We start from the raw sequence: 15,284 nt of genomic DNA on the forward strand, positions 1-15,284 counted from the left end.
CTTTTTTTGCGCGAACTTTCAGGTCCATACAAAACCTTGTGGGAGCGAGCTTGCTCGCGATGGCGGTGCGTCAGGCACTGTAGCGGTGGCTGATCCGCCGCTATCGCGAGCAAGCTCGCTCCCACAGCGGAAAGGTATCGGGCATAAAAAAAGGTGCGAACCGCAAGGAACGCACCTTTTTCACGAGCCGCTGAAACTCAGCTGCCGATGGCCTTCGACGCCAGCCAGAACAGTGCCGCCGACAGGCCCACCGTCGCTGGCAGGGTCAGCACCCAGGCCAGCAGGATGGTCTGGACCGTGCCGCCCTGCAGGCCGCTCTTGTTGGCCACCATCGTGCCCGCCACGCCGGAAGACAGCACGTGGGTGGTGGAAACCGGCAGGCTGAAGATATTCGCTGCACCGATCATGCAGGCCGTGGTGATCTGCGCCGACATGCCTTGGGCGTAGGTCATGCCTTGCTTGCCGATCTTCTCGCCAATGGTCAGTACCACGCGCTTCCAGCCGACCATGGTGCCCAGGCCGAGGGCCAGGGCAACCGCCAGGATTACCCAGAACGGGGCGTATTCGGTGGTCGCGGTCAGGTCCTTGCGCAGCTTGTTCAGGTCGTCTTTTTCACGGGCTGCCAAGCCAGGCAACTTGCCGACCTTTTTCGCCGTGTCGTCCAGGCAAAGCAGGTAGCGGCGCACTTCGATGCGGCTTTCCGACGGCAGCGAGTGGTAATCCGCCACGCCTTTGAGGGTGTCGAGCAGCGCATTGATGGTCGGTTCGGTCTGCTGCGGGTTGCAGCGGAATTTCTCCGGCAGGTCGCCTTCGACGCTCTTGCCCAAGGCCAGGAACTCACCCAGCGACTCGTTGTTGCGCTTGTAGAACTGGCTAAGGTGCAACGTCGCGTCGCGGGTGCGCTCGATCTGGTAGGTAGTGCTGTTCAGGTCGAGTACGAACTGTGCGGGTACGATACCGATCAACACCAGCATGATCAGGCCGATGCCTTTCTGGCCATCGTTTGAGCCGTGGACGAAGCTGACGGCCATGGCGGAAATCACCAGTACCAGGCGATTCCAGAACGGCGGATGTTTCTTGTCGTCGATCTTGCGGCGCTGTTCCGGCGTCTTGTGCATCTTCGACAGCGGGCGCCACCATTTCAGGCTGAGCAACACCAGGGCCGCGATCAGGAAGCCGGCCATCGGCGAGAACACCAGGGAGGCGCCGATATCGATCGCTTTCTGCCAGTTCACCCCGTCGGCCAACGGGATATCGTTGATCAGCGCATTGGCCAGGCCCACGCCGAGGATCGAGCCGATCAGCGTATGGGAGCTGGACGCCGGGATACCGAAGTACCACGTGCCGAGGTTCCAGGTGATGGCCGCCGCGAGCAGCGAGAACACCATGGCCAAGCCGTGTCCGGTGTTCACATTGATCAGCAGCTCCACGGGCAACAGGTGAACGATGGCGTACGCCACCCCCACGCCACCCAGCAGTACGCCGAGGAAATTGAACACACCGGAAAAGAACACCGCCAGGTGAGGCGGCATGGCTTTGGTGTAGATAACAGTGGCAACCGCGTTAGCGGTGTCATGAAAGCCGTTGATGAACTCGAAGGCGAGGACAAAAGCCAGGGCGAGCAAGAGGCTCACGAGCACCCAAGCATCCAGTCCGCTGAATAAATCGATCATGAAGGTTTTCTGACCCGGTCATAAGGGGGCGCGATTATGCCAGAAAACCTCGCTAATCGATGCATCGACTGCTCATCGGTAACATTCTTCAACGAAATAACCGGCAGGAAGCCGTGCAGGCCTGGGTTTTGAATAGGCTGCGCAACCCTTTGATTTCGGGATGAAAATGCCGGCTGGCAAGGTTCTGCGCAGGGCGCGAGGGGGCTGGGGCGGGCGCCTGAAAATCTGAAAAAAGAAAATCAGCGGTGAATGTCCGCCGACCGATGGTGCAGAGAATGACGGCCCGCTTTTGGCGGGCCCTCGCTATCGGCGTCCGACCAGGGTGTGGCCGGACACGCTACGGAACTCAAGCCCGGAGAATCATTCTTCCTCGGCCTTGAGTTCTTTTTCCATCTTTTGCAGTTCCTGGCTGAACGCCTGGTCCTGAACAGTGGCGCGTTTGCGCCAGGGTTTGCGTTCCGGTTCAGGTTGCGCGGCGTAGGTGGTGATTTCTCCGCCGTAAACTTCCTTGTAACGTTGTTCCTGGCGCTCAAGTTCCGCGCGCAGTTCGTCTTTCGTCACATGATTACCTAATGAATTGAAATTGATCTGGTGATACGCACTGCATGTACGCGATGCAGACGGCCACGGCACCAGAGCTGATAGCTGACGTAGCATCAGGGTTTCGCATATTGCCGATACGGGAGACGCGGCCAGGGTACTGACACAACAAAACCATTGTGCCCGCGGAAGCCATTGGCCGATCCGCCACTGACCCGCATTATAGCGGTCCGCCGCAATAACACTAGCAAAGTTAAAGTACCGGGTTACCGGTGTGAATCAATATTGCATAAGTGTTGCTAGTTGTGCGGCACGTATCACAAGTGTCGATATCCTGACGTCATTTTCATATGACAAGTTCATTATTCTTTGTCGCTGTTCAAGTTCGTCGTCCAAGGTGCTTGCTGGAAAAACGCAAAAAACGGCAAGACTGGCAGGTGCGTGCTGATTGCGATTATCGACCGCCGGTTCGATAATCGCACGGTGTTGATGGGTCGACACTTGTCTGTCCGACGGGCAGCCGCTTGTAATAGCCGTCATTCCGGGAGAACCAGAGATGAACGACCAATTGCGCAACGCCTTCACTTCAGTAGCGCCGCCGATCGTCGCTTCGCCGGCCAAGCGGATCCAGGCCCTGACCGGTGACCCGGACTTCATGACCTCGCTGGCCCGTGGACTGGCGGTGGTCCAGGCATTCCAGGAGCGCAAGCGGCACCTGACCATCGCCCAGATCAGCCACCGCACCGAAATTCCCCGCGCGGCGGTGAGGCGCTGCCTGCACACGTTGATCAAGCTCGGCTACGCCACCACGGACGGACGGACTTATTCGCTGTTGCCCAAAGTGCTGACCCTGGGCCATGCCTATCTGTCATCGACACCGCTGGCGGTTTCTGCCCAACCCTACCTGGACCGCATGAGCGAACAGCTGCACGAGGCCTGCAACATGGCGACGCTGGAAGGCGATGACATCCTTTACATCGCCCGGTCGGCCACGACTCAAAGGCTGATTTCGGTGGACCTGTCCGTCGGTGGCCGCCTGCCAGCCTATTGCACGTCAATGGGCCGGATTTTGCTGGCGGCACTGGATGACGCGTCGCTGCGTGATTATCTCGAGCATGCCGACCTGCAGGCCAAGACCAGCCGCACCCTGCACACGCCCGAGGCGCTGCTCGAATGCCTGCAACAGGTCCGGCAGCAGGGTTGGTGCATTGTCGATCAGGAACTGGAACAGGGCCTGCGCTCGATTGCCGTGCCGGTATACGATGCTTCGGGCCAGGTGGTGGCGGCCCTGAACGTCAGCACCCATGCCGGACGGGTCAGCCGCAACGAGCTGGAGCAGCGCTTTTTGCCTGGCCTGCTCGGGGCCAGCCGGGACCTGAGCGCGCAACTGTTCACTTAAGCTGTTCGATAAACGCACACACTCCGCTTCGGTGAATTGACGGTATTTGTCCGGGCTCATTAATGTCGCGCAGCGTCATCTGGCGTTTCTTGCGTGGAATAAAAATAAAATGAACCAGCCCCAGACCTCCGTAGGCACCTGCCTCGATGTGCAGTCCTTCATCAATGCCCAGCCCATTTCTCGTTACCAATGGCGAGTGGTCATTCTCTGTTTCCTGATCGTTTTCCTCGATGGCCTCGACACCGCGGCCATGGGATTCATCGCCCCGGCGCTTTCCCAGGATTGGGGCATCAACCGGGCCAGCCTTGGCCCGGTGATGAGCGCAGCGCTGATCGGCATGGTATTCGGCGCACTGGGTTCCGGCCCATTGGCTGACCGTTTCGGACGAAAAATCGTATTGGTGGGGGCGGTCGTGTTGTTCGGTGCTTTCAGCCTGGCCTCGGCCTTCTGTACCAACGTCGACCAACTGCTGGTGCTGCGTTTCCTGACCGGCCTGGGATTGGGGGCCGGGATGCCGAATGCCACGACCCTGCTCTCGGAATACACGCCGGAACGCAAGAAGTCCCTGCTGGTCACCAGCATGTTCTGCGGCTTCAACCTGGGTATGGCCGGTGGCGGTTTCATCTCTGCCAAGCTGATACCGGCGTTCGGCTGGCACAGCTTGCTGCTGATCGGCGGCGTGCTGCCGTTGATCCTGGCGGTGGTGCTGGTGTTCTGGCTGCCGGAGTCGGCGCGTTACCTGGTGGTGCGTAACCGTGGCACCGACAAGGTGCGCAAGACCCTGGCGCCGATCGACCCGCCGACCATCGCCCAGGCGGCCAGCTTCAGCGTGCCCGAACAAAAGACCGTAAAAGCGCGCAACGTGCTGGCGGTGATCTTTTCCGGTACCTACAGCGCCGGCACCTTGTTGTTGTGGCTGACGTATTTCATGGGGCTGGTGATCGTCTATCTGCTGACCAGTTGGCTGCCGACGCTGATGCGCGACAGCGGCGCGAGCATGGAGCAGGCGGCGTTCATCGGCGCGCTGTTTCAGTTTGGCGGCGTATTGAGTGCCGTCGGGGTGGGTTGGGCGATGGACCGCTTCAATCCGCACAAGGTCATCGGCATTTTCTACCTGATGGCCGGGATATTTGCCTACGCAGTGGGGCAGAGTCTGGGCAACATTACCTTGCTCGCTACCCTGGTGCTGGTGGCCGGCATGTGCGTCAACGGCGCGCAATCGGCGATGCCGTCCCTGGCGGCGCGCTTCTACCCAACCCAGGGCCGGGCCACCGGGGTGTCGTGGATGCTGGGCATCGGCCGGTTCGGCGCAATTCTTGGCGCGTGGATGGGCGCGACGTTGTTGGGGTTGGGCTGGAACTTCGAACAGGTCCTGACCGCGCTGGTGATTCCAGCGGCATTGGCGACCGCGGCGGTCGTTATCAAAGGCATGGTCAGCCATGCGGATGCGACCTGACTTTTTCTCTGAAGCAGAATCTGCACCTGTGGCGAGGGAGCTTGCCCCCGCCGGGGCGCGAAGCGGCCCTGTTTTTTGGGGGCTGCTTTGCAGCCCAGCGGGAGCAAGCTCCCTCGCCACAGGCCCTGCGTTGTTTCAGGACAGAGTAAATCGATAGCTACGCAACAATCTGTTCGATAAACGAACACTCTGTCGATTATCGGATTGTTTGACGTTTTTCCCCGGCTTAATCTTCAGTCACCCAGGCGCTGGACCTCGCGCCTCTTTTTCATGTCGGTCTACTGGATAACGGGAGCCTGCCCCATGGCTGAAATCCTTTCGCTGCACGACGCGGTGAAGCAGTTCGTCAACGACGGCGATACCGTCGCGCTCGAAGGCTTCACGCACCTGATCCCGACGGCGGCGGGTCATGAAATCATTCGTCAGGGCAAGAAGAACCTGGCCCTGGTGCGCATGACGCCTGACCTGATCTACGACCAGTTGATCGGCGCCGGCTGTGCTCGCAAGCTGATTTTTTCCTGGGGCGGCAATCCTGGAGTGGGTTCCTTGCACCGGCTGCGCGATGCGGTCGAAAAGCAATGGCCGCATCCGCTGGAGATCGAGGAGCACAGCCACGCCGACCTGGCAAATGCCTACGTTGCCGGCGCCTCCGGCCTGCCGTTTGCGGTGCTTCGGGCCTACGCCGGCTCCGACCTGCCGAAGGTCAATCCGCTGATCAAGAGCGTCACCTGCCCCTTCACCGGGGAGGTACTGGCCGCCGTCCCTTCGGTGCGGCCGGACATTACCGTGATCCACGCACAGAAGGCCGACCGCAAGGGCAACGTGTTGCTGTGGGGCATCCTCGGTGTGCAGAAAGAAGCGGCCCTGGCGGCCAAGCGTTGCATCGTCACCGTGGAAGAAGTCGTTGACGACCTGAACGCGCCGATGAATGCCTGCGTGCTGCCAACCTGGGCCTTGAGCGCGGTATGTCATGTACCGGGTGGCGCGCATCCGTCCTACGCCCACGGCTACACCGAGCGTGACAATCGTTTCTACCAGGCGTGGGATCCTATCGCCCGGGACCGTGAGACATTTACCGCATGGATTGACGAGTACATCCATGGCACCAGGGACTTCAGTGAATTCCAGGCCCGGCTGGCGGCCGCTTCGCAGGTGAAACCATGACCTATTCCACCAATGAGATGATGACCGTCGCCGCGGCCCGTCGGCTGAAGAACAACGCCGTGTGTTTCGTTGGCATCGGCCTGCCGTCGAAAGCGGCCAACCTGGCGCGGCTGACTTCGTCGCCTGATGTTGTCCTGATCTACGAATCCGGTCCGATCGGCGCCAAGCCCAGCGTATTGCCGCTGTCCATCGGCGACGGTGAACTGGCGGAAACCGCGGACACCGTCGTACCCACCGGTGAGATTTTTCGCTATTGGCTGCAGGGCGGGCGCATCGACGTCGGCTTCCTCGGCGCGGCCCAGGTGGACCGTTTCGGCAACATCAACACCACCGTGGTCGGCGATTATCATCAGCCGAAAGTCCGTTTGCCGGGGGCCGGTGGCGCGCCGGAAATCGCCGGCTCGGCGAAAAGTGTGTTGATCATCCTCAAGCAATCGGCGCGTTCGTTTGTCGACAAGCTGGACTTCATCACCTCGGTCGGTCACGGCGAAGGCGGTGATTCGCGCAAGCGCCTCGGCCTGCCGGGCGCTGGCCCCGTAGGGATCATCACTGACCTGTGCATCATGGAACCGGAAGCCGGCAGCCATGAGTTCGTGGTCACTTCGCTGCACCCCGGGGTGACCCGTGAGCAAGTGATTGCCGCCACCGGCTGGGCGATCCGTTTCGCCGACCAGGTGCAGACCACCGCCGAACCGACCGAGGTCGAGTTGCGCGCATTGCGCGACCTTGAGGCCCGTACCGCTGCGGCCCACGGCCAGACTCCAGGAGAAGCCTGAATGCGCGACGTTTTTATCTGTGATGCGATTCGAACCCCCATCGGCCGGTTCGGCGGCAGCCTGTCCGCGGTGCGTGCCGATGACCTGGCGGCCGTGCCGATCAAGGCGCTGATGGAACGCAACCCATCGGTGGACTGGCGCGCGGTGGACGAAGTGTTCCTCGGCTGCGCCAACCAGGCCGGTGAAGACAACCGCAACGTAGCGCGCATGGCCTTGTTGCTGGCCGGTCTGCCGGAGAGCATCCCCGGCGTGACGGTCAACCGCCTCTGCGCCTCGGGCATGGACGCTATCGGCACGGCGTTTCGTGCCATTGCCAGCGGCGAAATGGAGCTGGCCATCGCCGGCGGCGTCGAATCGATGTCCCGCGCGCCGTTCGTGATGGGCAAGGCCGATGCGGCGTTCTCACGCAACATGAAGCTGGAGGACACGACCATTGGTTGGCGCTTCATCAACCCGCTGATGAAAGCCCAGTACGGCGTTGATGCAATGCCGCAGACCGCTGATAACGTGGCGGATGACTACGCGGTGTCCCGCGCAGATCAAGACGCCTTTGCCGTGCGCAGCCAGCAGCGTGCGGCGGCGGCCCAGGCGGCGGGATTTTTTGCCGAAGAAATCGTGCCGGTTCGCATCGCCCACAAAAAGGGCGAAACGGTGGTCGAGCAGGACGAGCATCCACGCGCCGACACCACGTTGGAAACCTTGGGCCGACTCAAACCGGTCAACGGCCCGGACAAGACCGTGACCGCCGGCAACGCCTCGGGCGTGAATGACGGGGCGGCGGCGCTGATCCTCGCGTCCGCCGAAGCGGTGAAGAAACACGGCCTGACCCCCAGAGCCAGAGTGCTGGGCATGGCCAGCGCCGGCGTCGCGCCACGGGTGATGGGCATCGGCCCGGTGCCAGCGGTGCGCAAACTGACTGAGCGCCTGGGCCTGGCGGCCGCCGATTTTGACGTGATCGAGCTCAACGAAGCCTTTGCCAGCCAGGGCCTGGCGGTGTTGCGCGATCTTGGGCTGGCGGACGATGCTCCGCACGTCAATCCGAACGGTGGCGCCATTGCCTTGGGCCATCCACTGGGCATGAGCGGGGCGCGGCTGGTGATGACAGCGCTGCATCATCTGGAAAAGACCGGCGGCAAGAAAGGCCTGGCGACCATGTGCGTTGGCGTCGGCCAAGGTCTGGCACTGGCTATCGAACGCGTCTGACGGTCGTCCTACCAATAAGAAACCGAGGAATGCTGCATGACTGACAAGCCTGGTTACCGTCGCCCTCAAGTGGGCACTCAGCCGGAGTATCTGCACCCGCCGTACCAGTCCACCAACCTGCGCTCGCCGTCCAAGCCGTTGGTGTACCTGCCCCATTCATTGTCGGAAATCACCGGGCCGACCGTAGGTGCTGATCGTCTTCAGGAGAAGGACCATGACCTGACCGCCCAGCATGCCGGTGAGCCGCTCGGTGAACGGATCATCATTCACGGGCGCGTGCTCGATGAGCACGGCGAGCCGGTACCGGGCATCCTGATCGAGATCTGGCAGGCCAACGCCGCCGGTCGCTACAACCACGACCGTGACAACCACGATGCGCCGCTGGACCCGAACTTCACCGGCACCGGTCGCACCGTGACCGATGCCGATGGCGGGTATCAGTTCCAGACCATCAAGCCCGGCGCCTATCCGTGGGGCAACCACCACAACGCCTGGCGCCCGGCGCATATCCATTTTTCATTGTTCGGGCCGAGCATCCTGACGCGCCTGGTCACGCAGATGTATTTCCCCGGTGATCCGTTGCTGGAATACGATCCGATCTACAACTGCGTGCCGGACAGCCGTGCCAAGGAACGCTTGATCGCCAGTTTCGACCTGGAAAAAACCATTCCTCACTACGCCCTCGGTTATCGCTGGGACATCGTCTTGCGCGGCCGCGAAGCCACGCCGATGGAGAAATAAGATGACGCTCAACGCCACTACGTCCCACACCGTCGGCCCTTACTACCACATCGGCCTGACGTGGCTGAACCGCGAAGACCTGACCGACGCCCAGACGCTCGGCCAGCGCGTGGCGATCACCGGGCAAGTGATCGACGGCAACGGCCAGTTCGTCAACGACGCCATGCTGGAAGTCTGGCAGGCCAACGCCGCCGGTAAATACGCTCACCCGGAAGACGATCAGGACAAACCGCTGGACCCGCATTTCGACGGTTTCGGCCGGGTGCCGGTGGATGCCGAAGGGCGGTTCCGCTTTACCACCATCAAGCCGGGCACCGTGCCGGGGTTGGGCGGTACGACCCAGGCGCCGCATCTCGTTGTACTGGTGTTCGCCCGCGGGTTGGTCAAGCATCTGTTGACGCGCATCTATTTCGCCGACGAACCCGCCAACGAAGCTGATCAACTGCTGGCCTGCGTACCCGAGGAGCGTCGCGACACCATCGTGGCCAGGCCCGATGCGTCGGGTGTTTACCAGTGGAACGTGATTCTCCAGGGCACGGATGCCGAGACAGTGTTCTTCGATTACTGAGTGAAAACCTCTGTGGCGAGGGAGCTTGCTCCCGCTGGCTTGCGCAGCAAGCCCATGGCAGGCGACGCGGTGCATCCAAAACAGCGCCGGGCCTGGTTTTGCGACTGCTGCGCAGCCGAGCGGGAGCAAGCTCCCTCGCCACAGGTGGCAAGACTGTGGAACGGGAGTGTTACGAAGTATGTCTAGACTTCGTCAGTCCCCAACGAGTGATTAACCCATGACCACCCCAATCAGCCATTACACCGGCGAAGAACGCAGCAAGCGCATCTTCGCCATCGTCGGTGCCTCTTCCGGCAACCTGGTCGAATGGTTCGACTTCTACGTCTATGCGTTCTGCGCGATTTATTTCGCCCCGGCGTTTTTCCCATCGGACAATCCGACGGTGCAACTGGTTAACACGGCGGGGGTATTCGCCGCCGGGTTCCTGATGCGGCCCATTGGCGGCTGGATTTTCGGCCGGGTAGCGGACCGTCACGGGCGCAAGAATTCGATGATGATCTCGGTGATGATGATGTGCTTCGGCTCGTTGCTCATCGCCTGCCTGCCCACCTACAAGGACATCGGCGTCTGGGCGCCGGTGCTGCTGCTGTTCGCTCGCCTGCTGCAAGGCCTGTCGGTGGGTGGCGAGTACGGCACGACCGCGACCTACATGAGCGAAGTCGCCCTCAAGGGGCATCGCGGCTTTTTTGCCTCGTTCCAGTACGTGACGCTGATCGGCGGGCAACTTTTGGCGGTGTCGCTGGTGGTGATCCTGCAGCAGTTTCTCAGCGAAGACGAACTGCGCGCTTACGGTTGGCGAATCCCGTTCGTGGTGGGCGCCGCCGCGGCGTTGATTTCCCTGTTCCTGCGCCGGTCCTTGAAGGAAACCACCAGCAAGGAAATGCGCGAAAACAAAGACGCTGGCAGCATCGCCGCGTTGTTTCGCGACCACAAGGCTGCGTTCATCACCGTGCTGGGCTACACCGCCGGCGGTTCGCTGATTTTCTACACCTTCACCACTTACATGCAGAAGTACCTGGTGAACACCGCCGGCCTGCATGCCAAGACCGCCAGTTACATCATGACCGGCGCGCTGTTTCTCTACATGTGCATGCAACCGCTGTTCGGCATGCTCGCAGACAAGATCGGCCGGCGTAACTCCATGCTCTGGTTCGGCGGCCTGGGGGCGTTGTGCACCGTGCCGATCCTGCTGACGCTCAAGGGCACCAGCAACCCGTTCCTGGCGTTTGTCCTGATCACTTTTGCCTTGGCGATCGTCAGCTTCTACACCTCCATCAGCGGTCTGGTGAAAGCCGAAATGTTTCCACCAGAAGTGCGGGCGCTGGGAGTAGGGTTGGCCTATGCGGTGGCAAACGCGATTTTTGGCGGTTCGGCCGAGTACGTTGCCTTGAGCCTGAAAGCCCAGGGCATGGAAAACGCTTTTTATTGGTATGTCACGGTGATGATGGTCGTTGCGTTCCTGTTCAGCTTGCGCCTGCCAAAACAGCCAGCGTATTTGCACCACGATCTTTAAAGGCTTGGTTGATTCATTGTGGCGAGGGGATTTATCCCCGTTGGGGTGCGCAGCGCCCCTGATCCGCAACTCGGTGTGTCAGGCAGATCGAGTCGGCTGTTTGGGGCTGCTGTGCAGCCCAGCGGGGATAAATCCCCTCGCCATAGGAATATCTGGCCATAAAGGCATCCATTTTTCGAAGGACTGTTTATGAGCGAACGACCGGGCAATCAGCTGTTCGATGCCTACTTCACCGCCCGCGACATGCGCGAAGTGTTCTGTGATGCGGGGCGTGTGCAGGCGATGCTCGACTTTGAGGCGGCGCTGGCCCGGGCCGAGGCGCGGGTTGGGCTGATTCCCCAGGAGGCGGTGGCGCCGATCGGGAATGCCTGTCGCGCCCAGCTGTACGACTTTTCAGCGTTGAGCGAAGCGATTGCCAGTGCCGGCAATTCTGCGATCCCTCTGGTCAAGGCGTTGGGCAAGCGCATCGCTGCCGAGAGCGCCGAGGCCGAACGCTACGTGCACTTGGGCGCAACCAGCCAGGACGTGATGGACAGTGGCTTGGTGCTGCAACTGCGCCAGGCGCTCGGACTGATCGAAGGTGAGCTGGCGCAACTGGCTGTCACCCTGGCTCGACAAGCCGAACGTTACGCCGCCGCGCCGCTGGCCGGGCGCACCTGGCTGCAACATGCCACGCCGGTCACCCTGGGGATGAAAATCGCCGGCTGGCTGGGGGCCGTCACGCGCAGTCGCCAGCGCTTGCGGGAACTCAAGCCGCGCCTGTTGGTACTGCAATTTGGAGGCGCCTCCGGGACCCTCGCCGCTTTGGGTGAGCAGGCGCTGCCGGTGGCCGAAGCCTTGGCCGCCGAGCTGCAACTGAACCTGCCGGAGCAGCCTTGGCACACCCAGCGCGATCGTTTGGTGGAGTTCGGCGCGGTGCTGGGCTTGATCGCCGGCAGCCTGGGCAAACTGGGGCGCGACGTCAGCCTGTTGATGCAGACCGAGGCAGGCGAGGCGTTCGAACCTTCGGCACCGGGCAAGGGCGGTTCGTCGACCATGCCCCACAAGCGCAACCCGGTGGGCGCGGCGGTGCTGATCGGCGCTGCGACGCGGGTGCCCGGTTTGTTGTCGACGCTGTTCAGCGCCATGCCTCAGGAACATGAGCGCAGCCTCGGCCTGTGGCACGCCGAATGGGAAACCCTGCCGGACATCTGCTGCCTGGTGTCCGGCGCGCTGCAACAGGCGCGACTGCTGGCCGAAGGGTTGGAAGTGGATACGGCGCGCATGGCCCGTAACCTGGAACTGACCCAAGGGTTGGTGCTGGCCGAAGCCGTCAGCATCGTCCTGGCCCAGCGGGTTGGTCGCGACACCGCGCATCATCTGCTGGAGCAATGCTGCAAGCGCGCGGTGGCCGAACAACGGCATTTGCGCGAGGTGCTGGGGGAAGAACCCCAGGTCACCGCGCAGTTATCCGCGACCGAGCTTGATCATCTGCTCGACCCGGCCCACTACCTCGGACAAGCCCAGGCCTGGGTTGCCCGAGCGGTGGCCGAACACCTTGCCTTGAATGCCTGAAAGGAGATTGTTGTGGGATTGGTCAAACTCGCCGAGGGCGATCTGAGCTATTGTTTTGATGAGCGGCGATTGGACGGGCCGCAGGCCGCCCCGGTGCTGGTGCTCTCCAACTCTTTGGGTACCGATTTGCATATGTGGGACGAGCAGGTCGCGGCGTTCAGTGAACACTTTCGGGTCTTGCGTTTCGACACCCGTGGTCACGGCCGGTCGCTGGTCACCGAGGGCCCCTACAGCATCGAACAGCTGGGCCGCGACGTGCTGGCGATGCTTGATGCGCTGGATATCGACAAGGTGCATTTCTGCGGCCTTTCAATGGGTGGCCTGATCGGCCAGTGGCTGGGAATCAACGCCGGCGAGCGCCTGCACAAACTGGTGGTGTGCAATACCGCCGCGAAGATTGGCGACCCTTCGATGTGGAACCCGCGCATCGAAACCGTGCTGCGTGATGGCAAGGCGGCGATGGTGGCGTTGCGTGATGCGTCGATTGCCCGCTGGTTCACGCCGGATTTCGCCAAGGCCCATCCGGCGACGGCGGAAAAAATTACCGACATGCTGGCGGCGACCTCGCCCCAAGGCTATGCGGCCAACTGCGCCGCAGTACGCGACGCCGATTTTCGTGAGCAGCTATCGCTGATCCGTGTGCCACTGCTGGTGATCGCTGGCACCGAAGATGCCGTGACGCCGCCAGCGGGCGGACGTTTTATCCAAGAGCGGGTCGAGGGTGCCGAATACGCCGAGTTTCATGCCGCGCACTTGTCCAACGTCCAGGCCGGCGCCGCGTTCAGCGCGCGGGTACTGGATTTCCTGCTTGATACTGGCCGCGCCTGAGGAGTTTTTTGTGGACGAGAAACAACGTTACGACGAAGGCATGCAAGTACGCCGCGCAGTGCTGGGCGATGCCCACGTCGACCGCAGCCTCAATGCATTGACCGAATTCAACAGCGAATTCCAGGAGATGATCACCCGCCACGCCTGGGGCGACATCTGGACCCGCCCGGGCCTGCCGCGCCATACCCGCAGCCTGATCACCATCGCCATGCTGATCGGCATGAACCGCAACGAAGAACTCAAGCTGCACCTGCGCGCCGCCGCCAACAACGGCGTGAGCCGCAGCGAGATCAAGGAAGTAATCATGCAGAGCGCCATCTACTGCGGCATCCCGGCGGCCAACGCCACCTTCCACCTGGCCGAATCCGTCTGGGATGAACTGGGCATCGAATCACGAACTTGAGGGATGACTTCATCCCTGGGGGAGCGGGCTTGCTCGCGAAGGCGGTGGTTCAGCCAGCACTCATGTTGGATGTACCCACGCCTTCGCGAGCAAGCTCGCTCCCACATTGGATCTTCGGTGAACACAAGTTTTTTGCTCGGCACTGATCCCCTGTGGGAGCGAGCTTGCTCGCGATGGCGGTGGTACAGCCGCCGTCCATGTTTGGCTTTTTACAACAAGCTGATCGGATAGCTGACAATCAACCGGTTCTCATCGAACTCATTGGTATTGAAGTCCCGGCGCATCGTCGAGTTGCGCCACTTCACGTTGAGACTCTTCAGCGCACCGCTCTGCACGGTATAAGCCAGCTCAGTCTCGCGGCCCCACTCCTTGCCGTCATCGACGGTGGCGGTGTGCACGTTGTCACCGCTGATGTAGCGGTTCATCAGGGTCAGGCCCGGCACGCCAACAGCGGCGAAGTTGAAGTCATGACGCAGTTGCCAGGATTTTTCCTTGGCGTTGTCGTAGCTGGAGTTGTAGCTGTCGTTCGCCAGGGTCCCGCCGCTGGTGCCGTTGACGCGCATCCAGGCATCATCGCCGCCGACTTTCTGCAGGCCGACGTAGAAGGTGTTGCCACCGTACTTGGCCGAGAGCATGGCGAACGCGGTCTTGTTGTCGAGATCGCCGGCCAGGGCGCTGCCGTCTTCCTTGCCGGTGAAGTAGCCCAGGTTGGCGCCCAGGGTCCAGTCGCCCATGGGTTGGCTGTGGGTCAGGTTGAAATATTGCTGCTGGTAGATGTCGGACAGTTCCGCGTACCAGACGCCGACCTGGGTGCGTTTTTCGTTGAAGGCGTATTCGCCGCCGCCGAAGTTGAAACGGTCCGAAGTGAAGGCACCGCGGCCGTTCATCGACATGTCTTCCATGCTCGCGTCGTTGCGCGGGCTGTTGCCACGGAACTGACCGCCATAGAGGCTCAGGCCGTTGATCTCGGTGGAAGTGACCTGGCCGCCCTGGAAGGTTTGCGGCAGGGAGCGGCCGTCGTCGGAACGCAGGATCGGCAGCACCGGCATCCACTCGCCGACTTTCAATTCAGTCTTCGAGACTTTGGCCTTGAGGGCCACGCCCAAACGGCCGAAGTCATCGGCCGGACGACCGTCGTCGTGCACCGGCAGCAACTGGGTACCGGCGGTGCCGCGACCGCCGTCGAGCTTGACCGAGTACAGGCCGAGCACGTCCACGCCGAAACCGACCGTGCCCTGGGTGAAACCGGACTTGGCGTCGAGGATGAAGCTTTGAGTCCATTCCTCGGCCTTGCCTTGGGCGGCGGCGTCATTGGTGAAGTTGCGGTTGAAATAGAAGTTACGCAGGTTCAGCGTGGCCTTGGCGTCCTCGACGAACCCCGACTCCGCTGACAACACTGGCAATGCTACGCCGGACAGCGCGACGGCAAGGAGGCTGGGGAAAACTTGCTGTGTGGGTTTCATGGG

Annotated in this window: 14 protein-coding genes; 11 read left to right on the forward strand and 3 right to left on the reverse strand. The window is 61.7% G+C overall.

The annotated features are described in order from the left end of the window. Window positions 1–197 precede the first annotated feature (197 nt). Both J3P86_RS06265 and J3P86_RS06270 read right to left on the reverse strand, forming a co-directional pair. A complete protein-coding gene (locus J3P86_RS06265) occupies window positions 198–1,673 on the reverse strand; it encodes an inorganic phosphate transporter (RefSeq protein ID WP_305496282.1) in 1,476 nt (491 codons plus the stop codon). Between the two features lie 360 nt (window positions 1,674–2,033). Next, window positions 2,034–2,234 carry a hypothetical protein gene (locus tag J3P86_RS06270; protein WP_305496281.1) on the reverse strand — a complete coding sequence of 67 codons (201 nt, stop codon included), beginning with the start codon at window positions 2,232–2,234 and terminating at the stop codon, window positions 2,034–2,036. Between the two features lie 535 nt (window positions 2,235–2,769). Between J3P86_RS06270 and pcaR the strand changes: the two genes are divergently transcribed. From pcaR to pcaC, 11 genes are all read left to right on the forward strand, one after another. Then, a complete protein-coding gene (gene pcaR, locus J3P86_RS06275; protein WP_305496280.1) occupies window positions 2,770–3,612 on the forward strand; it encodes a pca regulon transcriptional regulator PcaR in 843 nt (280 codons plus the stop codon). Window positions 3,613–3,721: 109 nt separating this feature from the next. Beyond that, window positions 3,722–5,068, forward strand: coding sequence for an MFS transporter (locus J3P86_RS06280; protein ID WP_434625610.1), 1,347 nt, complete (start codon window positions 3,722–3,724; stop codon window positions 5,066–5,068). 303 nt (window positions 5,069–5,371) lie between these two features. Beyond that, entirely contained in the window at window positions 5,372–6,232 is an 861-nt protein-coding gene (locus J3P86_RS06285; RefSeq protein WP_434699671.1) for a CoA transferase subunit A, read from the forward strand. Next, window positions 6,229–7,008, forward strand: a complete 780-nt coding sequence (locus tag J3P86_RS06290) for a CoA-transferase subunit beta (protein WP_420764441.1) — start codon at window positions 6,229–6,231, stop codon at window positions 7,006–7,008. The genes J3P86_RS06285 and J3P86_RS06290 overlap by 4 nt, the downstream gene beginning before the upstream one ends. Continuing rightward, on the forward strand, window positions 7,009–8,211 hold the full coding sequence (gene pcaF, locus J3P86_RS06295) for a 3-oxoadipyl-CoA thiolase (protein WP_434699673.1): 1,203 nt from the start codon (window positions 7,009–7,011) through the stop codon (window positions 8,209–8,211). Window positions 8,212–8,247: 36 nt separating this feature from the next. Continuing rightward, window positions 8,248–8,952 (forward strand): protocatechuate 3,4-dioxygenase subunit beta, encoded by a 705-nt coding sequence (gene pcaH / locus J3P86_RS06300; protein WP_434699674.1) that lies wholly within the window; start codon window positions 8,248–8,250, stop codon window positions 8,950–8,952. Between the two features lies 1 nt (window position 8,953). Further along, window positions 8,954–9,520, forward strand: a complete 567-nt coding sequence (gene pcaG / locus J3P86_RS06305; protein ID WP_434699676.1) for a protocatechuate 3,4-dioxygenase subunit alpha — start codon at window positions 8,954–8,956, stop codon at window positions 9,518–9,520. A gap of 217 nt (window positions 9,521–9,737) precedes the next feature. After that, window positions 9,738–11,033, forward strand: a complete 1,296-nt coding sequence (locus J3P86_RS06310) for an MFS family transporter (RefSeq protein WP_434699678.1) — start codon at window positions 9,738–9,740, stop codon at window positions 11,031–11,033. A 189-nt stretch (window positions 11,034–11,222) separates the two neighbouring features. Further along, window positions 11,223–12,587, forward strand: coding sequence for a 3-carboxy-cis,cis-muconate cycloisomerase (locus J3P86_RS06315; RefSeq protein ID WP_434699679.1), 1,365 nt, complete (start codon window positions 11,223–11,225; stop codon window positions 12,585–12,587). Window positions 12,588–12,599: 12 nt separating this feature from the next. After that, a complete protein-coding gene (gene pcaD, locus J3P86_RS06320; RefSeq protein WP_434569539.1) occupies window positions 12,600–13,415 on the forward strand; it encodes a 3-oxoadipate enol-lactonase in 816 nt (271 codons plus the stop codon). A gap of 10 nt (window positions 13,416–13,425) precedes the next feature. Then, a complete protein-coding gene (gene pcaC, locus J3P86_RS06325) occupies window positions 13,426–13,818 on the forward strand; it encodes a 4-carboxymuconolactone decarboxylase (protein WP_003184487.1) in 393 nt (130 codons plus the stop codon). Between the two features lie 209 nt (window positions 13,819–14,027). Here the strand turns inward: pcaC and J3P86_RS06330 are convergent, their stop codons facing one another. Continuing rightward, a complete protein-coding gene (locus J3P86_RS06330; protein WP_434699681.1) occupies window positions 14,028–15,281 on the reverse strand; it encodes an OprD family porin in 1,254 nt (417 codons plus the stop codon). Between the last annotated feature and the right edge of the window lie 3 nt (window positions 15,282–15,284).

The organism is Pseudomonas sp. D1-1 (assembly GCF_051132225.1).
In the GTDB taxonomy this organism is placed as follows: domain Bacteria; phylum Pseudomonadota; class Gammaproteobacteria; order Pseudomonadales; family Pseudomonadaceae; genus Aquipseudomonas.